Origin of the sequence: Pseudomonas sp. DWP2-2 (assembly GCF_049897065.1) — a bacterium.
Lineage (GTDB): Bacteria > Pseudomonadota > Gammaproteobacteria > Pseudomonadales > Pseudomonadaceae > Aquipseudomonas > Aquipseudomonas paracarnis.
On sequence record NZ_JAFCVN010000004.1, the window covers coordinates 319686 to 340687 of the forward strand.

The window sequence follows — 21002 nt, forward strand, 5'->3', positions numbered from 1 at the left end:
GCGCCGCGAATTCTTGGCAGGTTTGCCGTCCCATCTGGCTCATTCACTAGGTTCTACACCCATGCGTCGTACTCTGATTTCCATCTGTGTGCTCCAGGCGTTTTCCCCCTTCGCGTGGGCAGAGCAGGCACCTGTCGAGAACGCCAGTATCGAGCTGCAAGCGACCAATGTCACCGCCACCGCTGACCTTGAGTCGGCCCAAGGCCCCGTGCAGGGCTACCACGCCACACGTTCAGCCAGTGCGACGCGCACCGACACCGCCATTCATGAAACTCCACAGTCCATCAGCGTAGTGTCCAAGGACGTGGTCGAAGACCTCGGTGCAACGCGCCTGCAGGATGCCCTCGATTACGCGGGCGGCGTGGGCCGCGCCAACAATTTCGGCGGCCAGGGCCTGACCACCTTTACCGTTCGCGGCTTCACCACCGGCGAGTTCTACCGCAACGGTTTCCCGATCAACCGGGGTTACCCGAACATGCCGGACGCCAACACCATCGAGCGTCTGGAAGTACTGCGCGGCCCCGCGACCATGCTCTACGGCCGTGGCGACCCAGGCGGCACCTTCAATGTGGTGTCCAAGCAACCGCTGGCCGAACGCACCGTCACCCTGGGCAGCCAGCTCAATGACCAGGGCATGAAGCGCGGCACCCTGGATGCCTCCGGCCCGCTGGACGAGGAAGGCCGCCTGGCCTATCGCCTGAACGTCGTGGGCGAGGGCGGCGACACCTTCCGCGATCACGTCGAGACGGAACGCTACGGCGTGACGCCGGTGATCACCTGGCAGGCCACCGATGACACCAAGGTGACCTTCGAAGGCGATTTCATGCGCAACAACCACCCGCTGGACCGTGGCCTGACGCGTTTCCCCAACCAGCGTGGCACGCCCTCGCGTGATACGTTCTGGGGCGACAAGGACGCCGGCAAGCTGCACAACGACAACAACATGGCGCAGTTGCGTTTCGAGCATGCACTGAGCGACAACTGGACCCTGGGCGGCGGTTTCCAGTGGTTGGACGGCAGTTTGAAAGGCAATGCCATCGAAGCCAACGGGCCGGGCAGCCTGGGCGCTGATGGCCGCACCCTGCAACGCAACTTCAACTACCGCAAGCTGGAATGGACCGACAAGGACTATCAGCTCAACCTGACCGGGCACTTCTCCACTGGGGGCTTCGATCACACCTTGCTCACCGGTATCGAGTACGAGGACTACGACTACAAGTCGATTATCCAGCGTTCCAGCGCCGCGGCGGGTACCTATCCCATTGACATCTTTGACCCGGTGTACGGTCAACCCCGTCCGGCACTGACCCGTACGCCGACCCACGACAAAGAAAACCTCAAGACCTACGCCGCTTTTGTACAGGACCAGGTTGCTCTCACTGAACGTCTGAAAGTGCTGGCCGGTGCCCGCTTCGAGCGTTTCGAGCATGATTACCAGAACTATGTAGGTAAAAGCTGGCAGGCCGCCGACAACGCCGTCACCCCGCGCGTGGGTGTGATCTACGACCTCACCGACACCGTCGCGGTCTATGCTGACGCCGCACGTTCGTTCAAACCCAACGCCAGCGCCAGCCGCGAAGGCGGTGGTTTTGCGCCGGAGAAGGGCAAGTCCTACGAGATGGGCATCAAGTGGGAGGCGCTGGACCGGCAGTTGAGCGTGGATGCGGCGATCTATCAGATCGAGAAGAAAAACGTGCTGACCCCCGATCCGGTGGACAGTGCCTTTAATGTCGCGGCCGGCCAAGTTCGCAGTCGTGGATTTGACCTGAACGTTGCAGGCAACCTCACGCCCGAATGGCGCGTGATCGGCGGTTACGCCTATGTCGATGCCGAAGTCACCCGTGATAACACTCTGCGCTCCGGCACTCGCTTGATGAACATCCCGCGCAACAGCTTCAGCCTGCTCAACGTCTACGAGTTCCAGGACGGCGCGCTCAAAGGCCTGGGCCTGGGCGCCGGCGGCAAGTACGTCGACCAACGCGCCGGCCAGACCGCCAATACGGCATTCTCCATGGACGCCTATACCGTGGTCGACCTGCTCGGTTACTACAAGGTCAATGAGCGTGTGCGCTTGAATCTCGATGTGAAGAACCTGTTCAACCGCGAATATGAAGAAGGCGCGTTCGGCAATATCTACGCCTACCCCGGCGCGCCGCGTACCGTGCAGGTGGGCATCGCCTACACCCTGTGATGAACAGCTGCGGTACCACGCAGGGCCTGTAGCGAAGGAAATTGCTCCGCAACGGCCCCTATCTACCTGACACGCCGCATTCCAACTGTGGGAGCTGGCTTGCCTGCGAAGACGGCCTGCCAGCCGACGCATTTCTACCTGATACCCTCGCGATCCAACTGTGGGAGCTGGCTTGCCTGCGATGACGGCCTGACAGCCGACACTTCTCTACCTGACACCCCACATTTGGAATGCGGCGCGTCAGGTGGATATGCGTCGGCTGGCAGGCCGTCGTGGGAGCAAGCTCCCTCGCCACAGGGGCCTGCATCAGCTTCCCTGTCAGGTTTAACAGTAGACACTGGCGGGCGATCGAGGGATGTTTGCTCGTAACGTGCCAGCGCAGCGGTCGGCGCTCATTGCTTTTCGAAGCCACGCTTAATAGGGATATTAAAAATGGAACGGGAACTGATCGAGAAAGCTGAAGACCTGATCAAAAAGACCAACGATGCCGAGCGTCTGTTCACCCGATACGCCACCAAGTGCTACACGTCAGCCTTGCAAAAATATGCCAAGGAGATCAGCGAAACCTCCTATACCTATCTGCTGGCCGAGCTGGCCGAAAGTTCGCTGAGTTCGGAAATTCTAGGCCGTCCAGGCGCCAATATCAGCCTGGTCAGGATCGAGATAGAGGAGGTCATGCTCGAAGCCGATGTGATCAAGAAATTGAAGCGGGCCGAAACCCATTACCTGGAAACCCTGGAATCGGTGCGCAAGTTCGAAGACCTTAAACGCTTCGAGAAAATGCAGGACACGTCCGATATCGTCCGCTCGATAAAACTCGGCGTGTCACGTTTCAATATCCTGTTTGTCATCTTGCTGATCGGTGGGTTGACCTGGGCGGCGATCAATCTGCCTAAAGAAGCCTTGGCGTTGATTTCCGCTGCGATCGGCGGCGCCATCACTCACTTGTTGTCCGAGCGCCAGGCCGTGCTGGCGCTGAAAAAAGAGGGCGATAACACCTGCCCCAGGGCCAACAATAACAGTCAGGAATGACGCGGGCTCACAACGGCGTCAACACGTTCATCACCGTATCCAGCGCCACTCGGGTGTCGTCCAGTTGCACCAGCGACGCATGCCGTGCACCCAAGGCATCGCGGTTCTGGATCGCCGTGAGGATCGCCTTGTGCCGAGGCAGACTCAGGCCCTGGATATCCGGGCGGCGGTTGGTGATGTTGATCGACTCGCGCAACGGCAGCGAGAGCATGTTGCACATATAGGCGAGCAGGTCGTTGCGGGTGGCGTCGGCAATCGCGCGGTGGAAGTCCAGGTCGGCCTGTAACAGGTCCTCGTGGGTCTTGGCGGTTTCCATGCCTTGGTAGGCTTGTTCGATGGTGGCGATGTCTTCATCGGTGGCGGTGGTCGCGGCCATGGCGGCGATTTCCGGTTCGAGAATGCGGCGCACCCCGGCCAGGGTGTTGAAAAACTCGCTGTGGGGCGTGGACTGCATCAACCAGGACAGCACGTCCGGGTCGAGCAGGTGCCATTTCAAGCGTGGCCGTACCACCGCGCCCACCCGTGGCTTGGAGTACACCAGGCCCTTGGCGCTGAGCACCCGCGTGGCTTCGCGCAATACCGAGCGGCTGACCTGGTATTCCTCGCACAGCGTGGCTTCCATGGGCAAGCGTTCTTCAGGCTTGAAGCGACCGGAAACGATGTGCATGCCCAAGTCCTGAACGATCTGGGCATGCTGGCTCTTGCGCGGCTTGGGCGGCTGGTGATCCATAACGACGGGGAGGCTCTGGCTTAGATTCGCCGCATCATAGCATCCCAATTAGTGGGAATGCCGTGGGACTTCTGCCCCGCGACAGCCCACCAGGAAGTCAAAGTCACAGCCTTGGTCGGCCTGCAACACATGGTCGATGTACAGCTGGCGATAGCCGCCGACAATGAGGTTCTGCGCGGGGGGCAGGTCGGCCATGCGCGCTGCCAGCTCGGCATCTGGAATGTCCAGGTGCAGGCGGCCATTGGCGCAATCGAGTTCGATCCAGTCACCTTCCTTCACTGTCGCCAACGGCCCGCCGGCGGCGGCTTCCGGTGCCACGTGCAACACCACGGTGCCGTAGGCGGTGCCGCTCATGCGCGCATCGGAAATGCGCACCATGTCCGTCACGCCCTGGGCCAGCAGCTTGGCGGGCAGGCCCATGTTGCCGACTTCGGCCATGCCGGGGTAACCCTTGGGGCCGCAGTTCTTCATGACCAGGATCGAGTTGGCATCCACGTCCAGCTCCGGGTCGTTGATGCGTGCCTTGTACATGTCGAAGTTCTCGAACACCACGGCGCGGCCACGGTGTTGCATCAGTTCGGGGCTCGCTGCCGAAGGCTTGAGCACCGCGCCCAGGGGCGCGAGGTTGCCACGCAGCACGCAGATGCCGCCGTCGGCGCGGATCGGGTTGTCCAGCGTGCGGATCACTTCGTCCTGGCCGTAGATCGGCGCATCCTGGGTGTTCTCGCCCAGGGACTTGCCGTTGACCGTCAAGGCGTTGGGGTGGGGGATCAGATTGGCCTCACCCAGGCGACGCAGCACTGCGGGCAGGCCGCCGGCGTAGTAGAACTCTTCCATCAGAAAGCGTCCGGAGGGCTGCAGGTCGACGATGGTCGGCATACCGCGGCCGATGCGGGTCCAGTCATCCAGGTCGAGTTCGACGCCGATGCGCCCGGCGATGGCTTTCAAGTGGATCACGGCGTTGGTCGAGCCGCCGATGGCCGCGTTCACGCGGATAGCGTTTTCAAACGCCTCCTTGGTGAGGATTTTCGACAGCTTCAAGTCCTCACGCACCATCTCCACGGCGCGCATGCCCGACATGTGCGCCAGTACATAGCGGCGCGCATCCACGGCCGGAATCGCCGCGTTGTGGGGCAGGGAAGTGCCCAGCGCCTCGGCCATGCAGGCCATGGTGGAGGCCGTGCCCATGGTGTTGCAGGTGCCCGCCGAGCGCGACATGCCGCCCTCGGCCGCGAGGAAATCATCCAGGGTGATGGTGCCGGCCTTGACCTGTTCGCTGAGCTGCCACACTACCGTCCCCGAGCCGATGTCCTGGCCCTTGTGCTTGCCGTTGAGCATCGGCCCGCCAGTGACGACGATGGCCGGCACATCACAACTGGCCGCGCCCATCAGCAGCGCCGGGGTGGTCTTGTCGCAGCCGGTCAGCAGCACCACACCGTCAATCGGATTGCCGCGAATCGCTTCTTCCACATCCATGCTCGCCAGGTTGCGCGTGAGCATGGCGGTAGGGCGCAGGTTGGATTCGCCATTGGAAAACACCGGGAACTCCACCGGGAAGCCACCGGCCTCGATCACGCCACGCTTGACGTGCTCGGCGATCTGGCGGAAATGCGCGTTGCACGGCGTCAGCTCCGACCAGGTATTACAGATGCCGATGATCGGCTTGCCATGGAACTGATGGTCGGCAATGCCCTGGTTCTTCATCCAACTGCGGTACATGAAGCCGTTTTTGTCGGCGGTACCAAACCACTGGGCAGAGCGTAGGCCGGGCTTTTTGTCAGGCATGATCGATTCTCTTATTGTATGACTATATGTTCTATGCGTGCTTAAACATAAGCGCAAAATCGCCGCTTTGGAAGTGTTGTTTTGCAAATAGTCATACTATATAGTCGGTCTCAACTGAGGTATGGCCCTGGCGGATTTCGCCAGAGGCGTCCCCCGAGCTTCTATAAAAACAACAATCGGAGATCGACCCCATGAGCCAGGAACTGCGGCTTATTCGGCGCATCACGCTGAAACTGATTCCCTTCCTGATCCTGCTGTACCTGATCGCCTACGTGGACCGTTCCGCCGTGGGCTTCGCCAAGCTGCACATGGGCGCTGACGTGGGCATCGGTGACGCCGCCTATGGCCTCGGTGCCGGGTTGTTCTTCATTGGCTATTTCCTGTTTGAAATTCCCAGCAACCTGATGCTCGACCGCTTCGGCGCGCGGCGCTGGTTTGCGCGCATCATGATCACCTGGGGCGCCATCACCATCGGCATGGCCTTCGTGCAGGGGCCGCACAGCTTCTATGTGATGCGTTTTCTGCTGGGCGCGGCGGAGGCGGGCTTCTTTCCCGGCGTGCTGTACTACATCACCCAGTGGTTCCCGGTGCGCCATCGCGGCAAGATCCTCGGGCTGTTCATCCTCTCCCAACCTATTGCAATGATGATCACCGGCCCGGTGTCCGGCGGTTTGCTCGGCATGGACGGCATCCTTGGCCTGCATGGCTGGCAGTGGCTGTTCATCGTGATCGGCACCCCGGCGATCCTGCTGACCTGGCCGGTGCTGCGGTACCTGCCGGACGGCCCCCAGAAGGTCAACTGGATGAGCGAGGAAGAAAAAGCCTGGCTCACCGGCGAGCTGCACAAAGACCTGCAAGCCTACGGCCAGACGCGCCATGGCAACCCCTTGCATGCGCTCAAGGACAAGCGCGTGTTGCTGCTGGCGCTGTTCTACCTGCCGGTGACCCTGAGCATCTACGGCCTCGGCTTGTGGCTGCCGACCCTGATCAAGCAGTTTGGCGGCAGCGACCTCACCACCGGTTTCATCTCCGCCGTGCCCTATATCTTCGGCATCATCGGCCTGTTGATCATCCCGCGCAGTTCCGACCGCTTGAACGACCGTTACGGCCATCTCGCCGTGCTCTATGTACTGGGCGCCATCGGCCTGTTCTGCAGCGCCTGGCTCACGGTGCCAGTGTTGCAAATGGCCGCACTGTGCCTGGCGGCGTTTGCCATGTTTTCCTGCACCGCCGTGTTCTGGACCCTGCCGGGGCGCTTCTTTGCCGGCGCCAGTGCGGCAGCCGGTATTGCCTTGATCAACTCGGTGGGCAACCTCGGCGGTTACATCGGCCCGTTCGTGATCGGTGCGCTCAAGGAGTACACCGGCAATCTGGCCTCAGGCTTGTATTTCTTATCCGGTGTGATGGTGTTCGGGTTGCTGCTGACCCTCGTGGTCTACCGCTTGTTGGAACGCAAGCACGTGCTGCCCGTCGACCAATTCGCCGCCAGCGCCCGTGGCGCCACACGCACTTAAATCCAGGAGAACCTGCATGCGTTTAGTTCAGTTCGAGTTGAGCAACGGTGAGCGCCGCGTCGGCGTGGTAGAAGGCAACCAGGTACGCGAAGTGCGCGGCGCCCACAGCGTGCGTGAACTCGCGCTGGCTGCCATCGATGTCGGCGGCAAGTTGCAGCAACAGGTAGAAGCCCTCGGCCTGGGCGTCAGCCATGACTACGCCGCCTTGTTGGCGGAACACAAAATCCTGCCGCCGTTGGACCATCCGGACCCGGCCCATATGCTGATCAGCGGCACAGGCCTCACCCACCTGGGCAGTGCTTCGGCCCGCGACAAGATGCACCAGCAGGCCGGTGACGACAGCGCGATGACCGACACCATGCGCATCTTCAAATGGGGCGTGGAGGGCGGCAAACCAGGCGCCGGCCAGGCCGGTGTGCAACCAGAGTGGTTCTACAAAGGCGATGGCAGCATCGTCGTGCGCCCGGGCCAGGCGTTCCCGGTGCCGCCGTTCGCCGAAGACGCCGGCGAAGAACCGGAAATCGGCGGCCTCTATGTGATCGGGCATGACCGTAAACCCTATCGCCTGGGCTTTGCGGTGGGCAACGAGTTCTCCGACCATGTGATGGAGCGCAAGAACTACCTGTACCTGGCCCATTCCAAGCTGCGCAGTTGCAGCTATGGCCCGGAGTTGCGCGTGGGCGAACTGCCCGAGCATCTGGCGGGCACCAGCCGCATCCTGCGCAACGGCGAGGTGATCTGGCAGAACGAATTCCTCAGTGGCGAGGCCAATATGTGCCATAGCCTGGAAAACCTCGAATACCACCACTTCAAATACAGCCAGTTCCTCAAGCCGGGCGATGTGCACATTCACTTCTTCGGCACCGCCACCTTGTCATTCGCCGACGGTATACGTACCCAGCCGGGCGATGTGTTCGAGATCAGCCAGGCTGAATTCGGCGCGCCGTTGATCAACGGTATCGGCAGCAGCGATGCGGCATTTGAACCCGGCCAAGTCACCCCCCTTTAAGGAGATCAACATGACCCCGTTCCTCGGCCACAACTACATCGGCGGCCAGCGCAGCGCCAACGGCAGCATCAAGCTGCAAAGCATCGACGCTACCACCGGCGAAGCCTTGCCCCAGGATTTCTACCAGGCCACCGCCCAGGAAGTGGACGCCGCCGCCCGGGCCGCGGCCCAGGCGTACCCGGCCTATCGTGCCTTGAGCGCCGCACGGCGTGCGCAGTTCCTGGATACGGTGGCCGATGAGCTGGACGCCTTGGGCGATGACTTCGTCGAACTGGTCTGCCGCGAAACCGCCTTGCCGGCCGCACGCATCAAAGGCGAACGCGGGCGCACCAGCGGCCAGATGCGCTTGTTCGCCACCGTGCTGCGCCGTGGTGACTTCTATGGCGCGCGTATCGACAAGGCCCTGCCAGAGCGCCAGCCGCTGCCGCGCCCGGACCTGCGCCAATACCGTATCGGCCTCGGCCCGGTGGCGGTGTTCGGCGCCAGCAACTTCCCCCTGGCATTTTCCACGGCTGGCGGCGACACCGCTGCCGCGCTGGCCGCCGGCTGCCCGGTGGTGTTCAAGGCCCACAGTGGGCACATGGCGACCGCCGAGCGCGTGGCCGATGCGATCATTCGTGCTGCCGAGGCCACCGAGATGCCGGCTGGCGTGTTCAATATGATCTTTGGCGGCGGCGTCGGTGAGGCGCTGGTCAAGCATCCGGCGATCCAGGCGGTAGGCTTTACCGGCTCGCTCAAAGGCGGCCGCGCCCTCTGCGACATGGCCGCGGCGCGCCCGCAACCGATCCCGGTGTTTGCCGAGATGTCGAGCATCAACCCCGTGATCGTGCTGCCCCAGGCGCTGCAAGCCCGCGCTGAAAGCATTGCCCGTGACCTGACCGCGTCGGTGGTACAAGGCTGCGGCCAGTTCTGCACCAACCCAGGCCTGGTGATCGGTATCGGCTCGCCTGCGTTCACCGCGTTTACTCAGCAGGTCGCGCAATTGATCGGTGAACAACCGGCGCAAACCATGCTGAATGCCGGCACCCTGGGCAGCTACGGCAAGGGCCTGGAAAAACTCCGGTCTCACCCTGGCATCCAGCATCTGGCGGGCAGCGCGCAGTCGGGCAACCAGGCGCAACCGCAACTGTTCAAGGCGGATGTACGTCTGTTGATTGACGGCGATGAAGTGCTCCAGGAAGAAGTCTTCGGCCCCACCACGGTGTTCGTCGAAGTGGCCGATCAGGCCCAACTCAGCGCCGCCCTGCAGGGGCTGCACGGGCAATTGACCGCCACGCTAATCGGCGAACCGACCGACCTGCACCAGTTCGCCGAACTCACGCCCCTGCTGGAACAGAAAGTCGGGCGCATCCTGCTCAACGGTTACCCCACTGGCGTGGAGGTGTGCGATTCCATGGTTCACGGCGGGCCGTATCCGGCGACTTCCGACGCCCGTGGCACCTCGGTCGGCACTTTGGCTATCGACCGTTTCCTGCGCCCGGTGTGCTTCCAGAACTACCCTGATAGCCTGCTGCCCGACGCGTTGAAAAACGCCAACCCCTTGCGTATTCAGCGCCTGGTAAATGGCACGCCATCGCGCGAATCGCTGTAACTGATCAGGAGGCTTCATGTCGTTGAGCGCAGTCACCCCGCACCGTGCCCGGTTGGGCGAAGGGCCGTTCTGGGATGTACCGACCCAGGCCCTGTATTGGGTGGATATCGCCGCCCGCCAGGCGCTGCGTCTGATGGGGGGGCAGTTGCAGGTGTGGCAATTGCCTGAGCACGTCTCGGCGTTCATCCCCTGTCAAAGCGGTGATGCGCTGGTGACCTTGAGCAGCGGTGTGTATCGCCTGGACCTGGCCACCGAAGCCTTGACCCTGCTGTGCGTAGCCGACCCGCAAACGGGCAACCGCGGCAATGAAGCACGCTGCGATGCCCAGGGCCGGCTGTGGTTGGGCACCATGCAGAACAACATAGGCGAGCAGGGCGAAGACCTGCCGATTACCCGGCGCTCCGGTGGCCTGTTTCGCATCGATGCCGATGCGCGGGTCACGCCGTTGCTGGCGGGCCTGGGCATTCCCAACACCCTGCTCTGGAACGAGGAGGGCAGCCAGGTGCATTTCGGCGACAGCATGGACGGCACGCTCTATCAGCATTCGATCCAGGCTGACGGTCAACTCGGTGCCGCCCAGGCCTGGTTCGGGCCGCACACACGCGGCGGCCCGGATGGCTCGGCCATGGACGCCGACGGCTACATCTGGAACGCGCGCTGGGACGGCAGTTGCCTGCTGCGGCTAACGCCTTCAGGTGAGGTGGATCGCATCATCGAACTACCGGTCAGCCGTCCCACCAGTTGCGTGTTCGGTGGGCCCGAGCTCACCACGCTGTACATCACCAGCGCGGCGAGTCCCTTGGATCACCCCCTTGATGGTGCGGTATTGGCCATTGAGGTCGACGTGCCAGGCAAGCCCTGTCACCGCTTCGCCGGATAAACCAAACGCGCTGTTGTGGCGAGGGAGCTTGCTCCCGTTCGACAGCGCAGCTGGAGCCGGCTTTTTTGGGGGGGGCGCTGCGCACCCCAGCGGGAGCAAGCTCCCTCGCCACAACAGTACCCGTACACAAAACGAACATTGAAAAAAAACAACAACAAGGAGTCACCCCTATGAATCGTCGTCGTGGTTTGCGTTCCCTGTGCTGCGCCGCTGTGGCTGTCTCGGCCATGAGCTTGAGCGGCCTGTTGCTGGCCGCTGAAGAAGTGAAAATCGGTTTTCTGGTCAAGCAGGCCGAAGAGCCGTGGTTCCAGACGGAGTGGGCGTTTGCGGAAAAAGCCGCCCAGGACAAAGGCTTCAAACTCATCAAGATCGCGGTGCCCGACGGCGAGAAAACCCTCTCGGCCATCGACAGCCTGGCCGCCAACGGCGCCAAAGGCTTCGTGATCTGCCCGCCGGACGTGTCCCTGGGCCCGGCCATCGTTGCCAAGGCCAAGGTCAACGGTTTGAAAGTGATGGCCGTGGATGATCGCTTTGTCGATGCCAAGGGCAACTTCATGGAAGACGTGCCGTACCTGGGCATGGCCGCGTTTGAAGTCGGCCAGAAGCAGGGCGCCGCCATGGCCGCCGAAGCGAAAAAACGTGGTTGGGACTGGAAGGACACCTATGCGGTGATCAACACCTTCAACGAACTCGACACCGGCAAGAAGCGCACCGACGGCTCGATCAAGTCGCTGGAGGAAGCTGGCGTTCCTAAAGATCACATCCTCACCGCCCCGCTGAAAACCCTCGACGTGCCAGGCAGCATGGACGCCACCAACTCGGCACTGGTCAAGCTGCCGGGTAGCGCGAAGAACCTGATCATCGGCGGCATGAACGACAACACCGTGCTCGGCGGCGTGCGCGCCACCGAAAGTGCCGGTTTCGCCGCAGCCAACGTGATTGGTATCGGCATCAATGGCACCGACGCCATCGGCGAATTGAAGAAAGCCAACAGCGGCTTCTTCGGCTCGATGCTGCCCAGCCCGCACATTGAAGGCTACAAAACCGCTGAGATGATGTACGAGTGGGTTACCCAGGGCACCGAGCCGCCGAAATACACGGCCATGGACGAAGTGACGCTGATCACCCGTGAAAACTTCCAGGCGGAACTGACCAAGATCGGGCTGTGGAAATGACCGCTGCGGCCCTGCGGTTTGACGGCATCGGCAAGACCTTTCCCGGAGTCAAGGCGCTGGATGGCATTTGCTTCACCGCCCACCCCGGGCAGGTGCACGCGTTGATGGGCGAGAACGGCGCAGGCAAGTCGACCCTGCTGAAAATCCTCGGCGGCGCCTACATTCCGTCCAGCGGTACGGTGCAGATCGGCGCGCAAACCATGGCTTTCAAGTGCGCTGCCGACAGCATCGCCAGCGGTGTGGCGGTGATTCACCAGGAGCTGCACCTGGTGCCGGAAATGAGCGTGGCCGAGAACCTGTTCCTCGGGCATTTGCCCACGCGCTTTGGCGTGGTCAACCGGAGCCTGCTGCGCAAGCAGGCCCTGGCCTGCCTCAAGGGCCTGGCCGATGAAATCGACCCCGACGAGAAACTCGGGCGCCTGTCCCTGGGCCAGCGCCAATTGGTGGAAATCGCCAAGGCGCTGTCCCGTGGCGCCCATGTGATCGCCTTTGACGAGCCGACCAGTAGCCTCTCGGCGCGGGAAATCGACCGCTTGATGGCCATCATCACGCGCCTGCGCGAGGAGGGCAAAGTGGTGCTCTACGTGTCGCACCGTATGGAAGAAGTGTTCCGTATCTGCGACGCAGTGACGGTGTTCAAGGACGGTCGCTACGTGCGTACGTTCGAGGACATGAACACGCTGACCCACGATCAACTGGTGACCTGCATGGTCGGTCGCGATATCCAGGATATTTACGATTACCGACCGCGTGAGCAGGGCGAAGTGGCGCTCAAGGTGGACGGCTTGCTCGGCCCCGGCCTGCGTGAACCAATCAGTTTTCAGGTGCGCAAGGGCGAGATCCTGGGCCTGTTCGGGCTGGTGGGCGCGGGGCGTACCGAGCTGTTTCGCCTGCTCAGTGGGTTGGAGCGCGCCAGTGCCGGCAGCCTGGAACTGTGCGGGCAAGCGCTGCAACTGCGCTCACCCCGCGACGCCATTGCCGCCGGAGTATTGCTGTGTCCGGAGGATCGCAAGAAAGAGGGCATCATCCCGCTGGGCAGCGTCGCTGAGAACATCAACATCAGCGCCCGTGGCGCCCATTCCACCTTTGGCTGGCTGTTGCGCGAAGGCTGGGAGAAAGGTAACGCCGACCGACAGATCCAGGCGATGCGGGTCAAAACGCCGAACGCGGCGCAGAAGATCCTGTACCTGTCCGGTGGCAACCAACAGAAAGCCATCCTTGGCCGCTGGTTGTCGATGCCGATGAAGGTCCTGCTGCTGGACGAACCCACCCGGGGTATCGACATCGGCGCCAAGTCGGAGATCTACCAGATCATCCATAACCTGGCGGCCAGCGGTATAGCGGTGATCGTGGTGTCCAGCGACCTGATGGAAGTGATGGGCATCTCCGACCGCATCCTGGTGCTGTGCGAAGGCGCCCTGCGCGGCGAACAACTGCGCGAGCACGCGACTGAATCCAACCTGCTGCAACTGGCCTTGCCACGCGGCCTGGCGAACTGAGAGACGACCATGACTATCCAAAACAACGCGCTGCCCTCGGCACGCAAACCCCTCGATATGCGCGCATTGCTCGATAACTGGGCGATGCTCTTGGCGGCGGTGGGCATCTTCGTACTGTGCGCGCTGCTGATCGATAACTTCCTCTCGCCGCTGAACATGCGCGGTCTGGGCCTGGCTATTTCCACTGTGGGCATCGCCGCGTGCACCATGCTGTTCTGCCTGGCCTCGGGGCACTTCGACTTGTCGGTAGGCTCGGTGATCGCCTGCGCCGGCGTGGTTGCGGCGATTGTGATGCGCGATACCGACAGCGTGATGCTGGGCATTGGCGCAGCGCTGCTGATGGGCCTGATGGTGGGGTTGATCAATGGCATCGTGATCGCCAAGCTGCGGGTCAACGCCTTGATCACTACGCTGGCGACCATGCAAATCGTGCGCGGCCTGGCTTACATCTTTGCCGACGGCAAGGCCGTAGGCGTGTCCCAGGAGCAATTCTTCGTGTTCGGCAACGGCCAATTGTTTGGTGTGCCGGTGCCGATCCTGATCACCATTGTCTGCTTCCTGTTCTTCGGCTGGCTGCTCAACTACACCACCTATGGGCGCAACACCATGGCCATCGGCGGTAACCCGGAGGCGGCGCTGCTGGCGGGCGTGAACGTTGACCGCACCAAGATCCTGATTTTTGCCGTGCACGGCCTGATTGGCGCGCTGGCGGGAGTGATCCTGGCTTCACGCATGACCTCCGGCCAGCCGATGATCGGCCAGGGCTTCGAGCTGACGGTGATCTCGGCCTGCGTGCTGGGTGGGGTGTCGCTGAGCGGCGGCATCGGCATGATCCGCCATGTGATTGCCGGGGTGTTGATTCTGGCGATCATCGAGAATGCGATGAACCTGAAGAACATCGATACCTTTTACCAGTATGTGATCCGCGGTTCGATCCTGCTGTTGGCCGTGGTCATCGACCGCATGAAACAACGCTGAACCCAGGCGCTGTGAAAAACCAATGTGGGAGCTGGCTTGCCTGCGATAGCGTTGGTTCAGGCAATAATTGAGTAGCCTGTGCCACCGCCATCGCAGGCAAGCCAGCTCCCACAATTTAATCAGCGGTGAACTTGAAAATAGTGTGTTGGGTGTAAGTCTGCCCTGGATTCAAACGCGTTGAGGCAAAGCTCGGCTGGTTAGGCGCATCCGGAAAATGCTGGGTCTCCAAGGTAAACCCACTCCAGTGCTGGTACGTCTTGCCGCCTTTGCCCTTCACCGAACCGTCCAGGAAGTTGCTGGTATAGAACTGCACGCCAGGCTCTGTGGTGTAGAGCTGCAAACGTCGGCCTGATTCAGGATCATGCACCTCGGCGGCCAGTTGCTTGACGTCCCCTTTGGTATCCAGCGCCCAGTTGAAGTCGAAGCCACCTTGTTTGGGCTCGGCGAATTTGAGCTGCGGATGGTCGTCCTTGATGTGCTGGCCGATGGCGGTAGGCTTCAGGAAGTCCATGGGCGTGCCCTTGACCGGCGCCAGTTCGCCGGTGGGAATCAAGGTGGCATTCACCGGTGTGTAGTGGCTGGCGTGCAAGGTGGCGACCTGCTTGAGAATGTCGCCGTTGCCCGCGCCGGCCAGGTTGAAGTAGCTGTGGTTGGTGAGGTTGAGCACCGTCGGTTTGTCGGTGGTGGCGGTGTAGTCGATGTGCAGTTCGTTGTGGTCGTTGAGGCGGTAGGTGACCTCGGTTTTCAAGTTGCCCGGAAAGCCCATTTCCCCGTCCTTGGACAGGTAGGTGAGGGTGACCCCCACCGAGTCTTTGTCCTTGACCGATTTGGCTTGCCACACCTGCTTGTCGAAGCCCTGGGCGCCGCCATGCAATGAGTTGGGGCCGTCGTTGAGCGGTACCTGGTAGCGTTTGCCGTCGAGTTCGAAGGCGCCGCCGGCCAGGCGGTTGCCGAAGCGGCCAATGGTGGCGCCGAAAAACGCGGTACCGCCTTGATAGCCTTGCACGTCGTCGAAGCCCAGCACCACGTCGTCGAGCTTGCCGTGTTTGTCCGGCACCTTGAGCGACTGCAGCACACCGCCGTAAGTGATCACCGTGGCTTGCATGCCGTGGCTGTTGCGCAACACGTACTGTTCGACGGCGGTGCCATCGTTGGTTTTACCGAAGGGTTTGTGTTCGCTGCTAAGGCCGGCTGCGTGCGCGCCGCCGCTGGCGATCAGCATAGACAGCGCGAGGCCGGACAGCAGGTATCGAGGGTGCTTCATGGTCGAACTTCCTTTTGTTGTTTTGCTGGAATAGTTCTACTAATTTGAGATATTTTGTCGATATGACAGCAGATTTATAGCCTTTAACGCCGTTCTTGCAAAATAAAATAAGACTAATTAAGCGGAGCACTCATTGTTATGACTACCCAGCAAGCGATTTATCCCGACCTCAAGGACAAAACCGTGCTGGTTTCCGGCGGGGCTTCGGGGATTGGCGAGTTCATGGTGCGGGCCTTCGCCGCGCAGGGTGCCAAGGTGGCGTTTGTGGACCGTGCACAGAGCCAGGGTGAACGCTTGGCGGCGCTGCTCAACTCCAAAGGCCAGAGTGTCGAGTTCGAGTGCTGCGATATCACCGACGAGATCGGCTACCGTGCGGCGATCGGGCGTTTCGAGCACTCCCTGGGGCCGATCACGGTACTGGTCAACAATGCGGCGAACGATGTGCGCCACAGCCTGGAAGAAATCGACTCGCACATGTTCGACCAACTGATTGCGGTCAACCTCAAGCACGCCTTCTTTGCCGCCAAGGCGGTGGTGCCCATGATGAAGGAGGCCGGTAGCGGCTCGATCATCAACCTGGGCTCGGTGGGCTGGATGATGGCCTCGGCCGGCTACCCCGTATACGCCGCCAGCAAGGCTGCCGCTCACGGCATGACCCGAGCCCTGGCGCGTGAACTGGGGCCCAACCATATCCGCGTCAACACCTTGGTGCCGGGTTGGGTGATGACCGAAAAACAACTGACCATGTGGGTCGACGACGCCGCCAAGGAGCTCATCGCCCGCAGTCAGTGCCTGCCCGGCAGCGTGATGCCGGAACACATCGCCAACATGGCGCTGTTTTTGGCCTCGGATGCCTCGGCGATGTGCTCGGCGCAGAACTTTATCGTCGACGGCGGGTGGGTGTAGCGACGCGAACAGGGCTCTTGGTAAGGGTAACGCTTGAACGCCGGGTGCTGCCCCAGGCGTTCAGCATGGCGCTTGAGGTTGGGGCGCTTGTACAACGGCCTCGCGTAGCCGCCGATACGCCTCCACCAGTTGCTCAAGGCTGAACGCCAGGTTGCGCCCGCTGGGGTTGGGCAGCACCCATACCGAAGCGTCGCCCAGTAGCTGCGCTTGCAAACCCCAGGCGACCTCGCGCTGGCCGGTCAGTGCGCTATAGCCGGGCTTGCCGAGGAACGCGACGAAACGCGGGGCATGGCGGCGAACTTTATGTTCGAGCGCCGCAGCCGCGTCCTGGAACTCATGCCGCGCCAACTCGCCTGCACTGGCCGTTGGCCGTGCCACCAAAGTGGTCAATCCGCAACCGTAGTGCAGCAAGGTGGCGCCGTCTTGCGGGCGAATTTCATTGGGCGTGAAACCGGCCAGGTGCACGGTGCGCCAGAAACGATTGCTGCGATTGGCAAAATGCAGGCCGAGGGCTGCCGAGCCCTTGCCAGGGTTGATGCCGCAGAACAGTACGTGCAAGTGGTCGGCGAGGAGGTCGTCGAGTCGATCATTCATGCCGGATCTTCCATGCTGATAGGTGTGACGAATCATCGACCTTTGGTTTAGTCTGGAGCGCTTAGTTGATCGCAAGCGCCTCTGGAGCATTGATTATGACCGAGTACGTACCTGCCAAAGTCTGGACCTGGGACACCGAAAGCGGCGGCACCTTCGCCAGCATCAACCGGCCCATCGCCGGCGCCACTCACGAAAAGCCGCTGCCGGTGGGCAAGCACCCGCTGCAGTTATACTCCCTGGCCACGCCCAATGGGCAGAAGGTCACGATCCTGCTGGAAGAGCTGCTGGCCCTGGGGCACAGCGGCGCCGAATACGACGCCTGGCTGATCAAGATCGGCGACGGCGACCAGTTCGGCAGTGGCTTTGTGGCGGTGAACCCGAACTCGAAGATTCCTGCGCTGATGGACCACAGCGGCGCCATACCGATTCGCGTGTTCGAATCAGGCGCGATTTTGCAGTACCTGGCCGAGAAGTTTGGTGCGTTACTGCCCACGGAGCCCGTCGCACGGGCTGAATGCCTGTCGTGGCTGTTCTGGCAGATGGGCAGCGCGCCTTACCTGGGGGGCGGCTTTGGGCATTTCTATGCCTATGCGCCGAGCAAGATGGAATACCCGATCAACCGCTTCGCCATGGAGACCAAGCGCCAACTGGATGTGCTGGATAAGCGCCTGGCGGTCAGCCAATACATCGCCGGGGATGAATACACCATTGCCGATATCGCCATATGGCCTTGGTATGGTGGGTTGGTCAAAGGCCGTTTGTATGGTGCGGCAGAGTTTTTGTCGGTGCATGAATACAAGCATGTGATGCGCTGGGCGGATGCGATTGATGCGCGGCCGGCGGTGCAGCGTGGGCGGCGGGTGAACCGGGTGTCGGGGGATGATCAGTTGCCCGAGCGCCATGATGCAAGTGACCTGGATTGATACGATAACCACGTGGCGAGGGAGCTTGCTCCCGCTGGGGCGCGAAGCGGCCCCGCTCTTTGTTTAAAAAGGCTGGGACTGCTACGCAGTCCAGCGGGAGCAAGCTCCCTCGCCACAGTTGCCGCTTCTGCCTTCGATAGTATCCAGCTGATTGTTCGAGTTATTTGTAGCGCTGCTCAAACACCCCCACCTGCTCAGGCGTGATCAGCTCGAAAGGCACCCACACCTGCGCGTCAACTTGCTCGCCCTTGATCATCCGCACCGCCGCTTGCACGGCCTGGGCAGCCTGGGCCTTGGGGTCCTGGAACACTGAGCCCGCCAGCAGCCCGCGCTTGATCGCTGCCAGGCCATCGGGCAAGCCGTCGATGCCGACAATCGCAATCTCGCCCTTGGCCTTGCCCGCTTGCTGCAAGGCCATGGCCGCGCCAATCGCCATTTCATCGTTGTTGGCGACAATGGCATTGAACGGGGTGCCGGCCAGCAACCAGTTGCTGGTCAGGTCCATCCCCTTGCTGCGCTGCCATTCGGCGCTTTGTTGCTCGACGATCTTGATCCCAGGAAAGTCCTTGAGCACCTGTTTGACCCCCTCGGTGCGGGCATGGGTGGCGTTCTGCGCAAGGTCGCCCATGACGATCGCCACGTTGCCCTTGCCACCCAGTTTTTGGGCGAGGTAACGCATCTGCAATTGCCCCGCTTCGATGTCGTTGGAGGCCACGGTGACCACGCCCTCAGGCAGCGTACGCTCATCCGGGTGGCGGTTGACGTACACCAGCGGTGTCTTCGCCGCCACGGCAGCGCGGGTGATGTTGGCGGTGGCGGCGGTGTCGACCGGCAGCACGATCACCGCATCGACCTTCTGGTTGAGAAAGCCTTCGACCTGATTGAGCTGGCGCACTACATCGCCCTGGGCGTCTTCGAATTGGATCTGCACGTCCTGGTGTTTCGCTGCCGCCTCCAGGCCGGTGCGCACATAGGTCATGAAGTTATCGTCCACCCGGGCAATGCTCACGCCGATGCGATAGGCAGCGAAGGTCCACTGGCTGAACACCAACAACAGCGCGGCCACTAGTAATGAATAACGGTGCATGAGGCTGTTCCTTTTATTGTTATAGGGTGAATGCCTGGCGGAAACGCTCCAGGGCCGACTCGCTGTGGCCGCTGGCCCAGCCCTCCAGGCCGACCACGCCGGTGTAACCCATGGCGTGCAAGGCCCGGGCAATCGCCGGGTAGTGGATTTCGCCCGTGCCGGGCTCCTTGCGTCCAGGCACATCAGCGACCTGGATTTCGCCGATGGCGCTGCCAGCGCGCTGGATCAATTCGATCAGGTTACCTTCGCCAATCTGCGCGTGGTACAGGTCCAGGTTCATCTTCAAATGCGGGCTGCCGACGGCTTCGATCAGGGCCAGGGTGTCGTCGGCACGTGCGAACGGTGTACCTGGGTGATCGACGGCGGTGTTGAGGTTTTCCAGCAGGAACACGCGGCCGGCGTCTTCTCCCAGGCGCGCGATTTTTTCCAGGCTCTTGCAAGCGCTCAGCCACATGCGCCCGGTGGTGTGGCTGACGGGCTGCACGGGCAGGCCGCCTTCACCCAGGCCCGTGCCATGCAGATTGAGGCTGGGACAATTGAGGCGCTCGGCAATGCCCAGGGACTCACGGGCGCTGTCGAGCAATTGGCGGATGCCGTCGGGCTCGGTGAGGGTGCCGGTGAGGTAGCCGGTCATCGAGGTGAAGTCCGCGCCGGTCGCCGCCAAGGCGTTGATGTCCTTGTCGGCCCAACTCCAGATTTCGGCGCTGAAGCCCAAGGCATGAATACGTTTGACCCGTTCGATGAAGGGCAGGTCGAGGAACACCATTTCGGCACTGACGGCCAATTTGAACGGCATCATCAGCGGGCTCCTTGAACGGCCTCGGCCTTGCCGGTTTGGTACGACTCAATGCAGGCACGGGCAATTGCCAGGGCTGCACGCGCATCTTCACCGCTGGCCAGGGGCTTGGCGCCGCTGCGCAGGCAGTCGACAAAGTGGTTGAGCTCGGCAATGTAGGCGTCGCGCAGCAGGTCGGTGTCCATCCGCTGGGTGTCTGCCTGGATGCCCTCGGCCAGGTAGCGCACCAGGTCGCAGTCGTTAAGGCTGCCCATGCTCAGCATGCCCTTGCTGCCGAACACTTCGCCGCGCACGTCGTAGCCATACACGGCCTGGAAGCTGGCTTCGGCGGTGGCAATGGCGCCGTTGTCAAAGCGCAGGGTGACCACGGCGGTGTCGAGCAAACCTTGGCTTTTGAATTGCGGGGCAATCAGTGCGTCGGCCATCACCTGCACCTGTACCACTTCGGCCCCAGGGTTGAGGTAGCGCAAGGTGTCGAAGTCGTGGATCAGGGTTTCGAGGAAGATCACCCATTGCGGTGAGTTGGCCGGGTTGTTCAGCGCCGGGTCGCGGGTCAGCGAGCGTAGCAGCTGCGGCGTGCCAATACGTCCGGCGACGACGTCGAGGTGCGCCGTGCGAAAGCTCTTGGCGAAGCGCCGATTGAAGCCGACCTGCAAGGGCACCCGTGCATCGGCAGCGGCGGCGATGGCGCGGTCGGCTTCGTCCAGGGTAATCGCCATGGGCTTTTCGCAGAAGATACCCTTGCCGGCGCGTGCGGCGTTGATCACCAGCTCCGTGTGGCTACGGGCAGGGGCGGCGATGAGCACGCCGTCGATGTCCGGGTCGTCCAGCAGCTGTTGCGGGTCGGTGTAGGCCTTGTCCACCCCCAGTTCTGCTGCCAGGCGAGCGGCCTGGCCTGGGACGGGATCGGCGATGGCGGCGAGGCAGGCACCGGGGATGTGGCGTGCGGCGGTAAGGCCATGGAAGCTGCCCATGCGGCCGGCACCGATCAAGCCCAGGCGGATGTTCTGTGTACTCATGAAACGACCCCTCTTGTTGTTGTGGGCCC

18 protein-coding genes are annotated in these 21002 nt (G+C 62.0%); 11 read left to right on the top strand and 7 right to left on the bottom strand.

The window, feature by feature from the left end; genetic code table 11:
- Positions 1–61: 61 nt before the first annotated feature.
- On the top strand, positions 62–2191 hold the full coding sequence (locus tag ACP7CZ_RS11830; protein ID WP_294204446.1) for a TonB-dependent siderophore receptor: 2130 nt from the start codon (positions 62–64) through the stop codon (positions 2189–2191).
- Between the two features lie 432 nt (positions 2192–2623).
- Positions 2624–3223, top strand: coding sequence for a hypothetical protein (locus tag ACP7CZ_RS11835; protein ID WP_034126738.1), 600 nt, complete (start codon positions 2624–2626; stop codon positions 3221–3223).
- A gap of 7 nt (positions 3224–3230) precedes the next feature.
- On the opposite strand, the gene ACP7CZ_RS11840 is transcribed toward ACP7CZ_RS11835, so the two are convergent.
- Both ACP7CZ_RS11840 and ACP7CZ_RS11845 read right to left on the bottom strand, forming a co-directional pair.
- Complete coding sequence (locus tag ACP7CZ_RS11840) at positions 3231–3953, bottom strand: FadR/GntR family transcriptional regulator (protein ID WP_034126739.1); 723 nt, start codon at positions 3951–3953, stop codon at positions 3231–3233.
- A gap of 48 nt (positions 3954–4001) precedes the next feature.
- Positions 4002–5738: an IlvD/Edd family dehydratase gene (locus ACP7CZ_RS11845; protein WP_089042659.1), complete on the bottom strand. Its 1737-nt coding sequence runs from the start codon at positions 5736–5738 to the stop codon at positions 4002–4004.
- A gap of 191 nt (positions 5739–5929) precedes the next feature.
- On the opposite strand from ACP7CZ_RS11845, the gene ACP7CZ_RS11850 reads away from it, so the two are divergent.
- The 7 genes from ACP7CZ_RS11850 (at position 5930) to araH (ending at position 14384) form a co-directional block, all read left to right on the top strand.
- On the top strand, positions 5930–7252 hold the full coding sequence (locus tag ACP7CZ_RS11850; protein WP_003190554.1) for an MFS transporter: 1323 nt from the start codon (positions 5930–5932) through the stop codon (positions 7250–7252).
- 16 nt (positions 7253–7268) lie between these two features.
- Positions 7269–8261 carry an AraD1 family protein gene (gene araD1, locus ACP7CZ_RS11855; RefSeq protein ID WP_089042661.1) on the top strand — a complete coding sequence of 331 codons (993 nt, stop codon included), beginning with the start codon at positions 7269–7271 and terminating at the stop codon, positions 8259–8261.
- Between the two features lie 10 nt (positions 8262–8271).
- A complete protein-coding gene (locus ACP7CZ_RS11860) occupies positions 8272–9852 on the top strand; it encodes an aldehyde dehydrogenase (NADP(+)) (RefSeq protein ID WP_294204442.1) in 1581 nt (526 codons plus the stop codon).
- Between the two features lie 16 nt (positions 9853–9868).
- Entirely contained in the window at positions 9869–10732 is an 864-nt protein-coding gene (locus ACP7CZ_RS11865; protein WP_038449806.1) for an SMP-30/gluconolactonase/LRE family protein, read from the top strand.
- Positions 10733–10902: 170 nt separating this feature from the next.
- Complete coding sequence (locus ACP7CZ_RS11870) at positions 10903–11907, top strand: substrate-binding domain-containing protein (RefSeq protein ID WP_294363130.1); 1005 nt, start codon at positions 10903–10905, stop codon at positions 11905–11907.
- Positions 11904–13406, top strand: coding sequence for an L-arabinose ABC transporter ATP-binding protein AraG (araG, locus tag ACP7CZ_RS11875; RefSeq protein ID WP_426174320.1), 1503 nt, complete (start codon positions 11904–11906; stop codon positions 13404–13406). The genes ACP7CZ_RS11870 and araG overlap by 4 nt, the downstream gene beginning before the upstream one ends.
- A 9-nt stretch (positions 13407–13415) precedes the next feature.
- Positions 13416–14384, top strand: a complete 969-nt coding sequence (gene araH, locus ACP7CZ_RS11880) for an L-arabinose ABC transporter permease AraH (protein WP_005787495.1) — start codon at positions 13416–13418, stop codon at positions 14382–14384.
- A 115-nt stretch (positions 14385–14499) separates the two neighbouring features.
- On the opposite strand, the gene ACP7CZ_RS11885 is transcribed toward araH, so the two are convergent.
- A complete protein-coding gene (locus ACP7CZ_RS11885; RefSeq protein WP_072435710.1) occupies positions 14500–15648 on the bottom strand; it encodes an aldose epimerase family protein in 1149 nt (382 codons plus the stop codon).
- A gap of 138 nt (positions 15649–15786) precedes the next feature.
- Here ACP7CZ_RS11885 and ACP7CZ_RS11890 point away from each other — a divergent pair, with 138 nt between their 5' ends.
- Complete coding sequence (locus tag ACP7CZ_RS11890; RefSeq protein WP_197901143.1) at positions 15787–16554, top strand: SDR family NAD(P)-dependent oxidoreductase; 768 nt, start codon at positions 15787–15789, stop codon at positions 16552–16554.
- A 60-nt stretch (positions 16555–16614) separates the two neighbouring features.
- Here the strand turns inward: ACP7CZ_RS11890 and mug are convergent, their stop codons facing one another.
- Positions 16615–17148 carry a G/U mismatch-specific DNA glycosylase gene (gene mug / locus ACP7CZ_RS11895; RefSeq protein ID WP_054898565.1) on the bottom strand — a complete coding sequence of 178 codons (534 nt, stop codon included), beginning with the start codon at positions 17146–17148 and terminating at the stop codon, positions 16615–16617.
- Between the two features lie 95 nt (positions 17149–17243).
- Between mug and yghU the strand changes: the two genes are divergently transcribed.
- Positions 17244–18071, top strand: a complete 828-nt coding sequence (yghU, locus tag ACP7CZ_RS11900) for a glutathione-dependent disulfide-bond oxidoreductase (protein WP_054898564.1) — start codon at positions 17244–17246, stop codon at positions 18069–18071.
- Between the two features lie 160 nt (positions 18072–18231).
- Here yghU and ACP7CZ_RS11905 read toward each other — a convergent pair whose 3' ends face one another.
- Genes ACP7CZ_RS11905 through ACP7CZ_RS11915 form a run of 3 tightly spaced genes read right to left on the bottom strand, consistent with a single transcriptional unit; the run spans position 18232 to position 20973 of the window.
- Positions 18232–19158, bottom strand: a complete 927-nt coding sequence (locus tag ACP7CZ_RS11905) for a sugar ABC transporter substrate-binding protein (protein ID WP_034127281.1) — start codon at positions 19156–19158, stop codon at positions 18232–18234.
- Between the two features lie 19 nt (positions 19159–19177).
- Positions 19178–19957 carry a TIM barrel protein gene (locus ACP7CZ_RS11910; protein WP_294138201.1) on the bottom strand — a complete coding sequence of 260 codons (780 nt, stop codon included), beginning with the start codon at positions 19955–19957 and terminating at the stop codon, positions 19178–19180.
- On the bottom strand, positions 19957–20973 hold the full coding sequence (locus ACP7CZ_RS11915; protein ID WP_294138202.1) for a Gfo/Idh/MocA family oxidoreductase: 1017 nt from the start codon (positions 20971–20973) through the stop codon (positions 19957–19959). Before ACP7CZ_RS11915 ends, ACP7CZ_RS11910 begins: the two co-directional genes overlap by 1 nt.
- Positions 20974–21002: the final 29 nt, after the last annotated feature.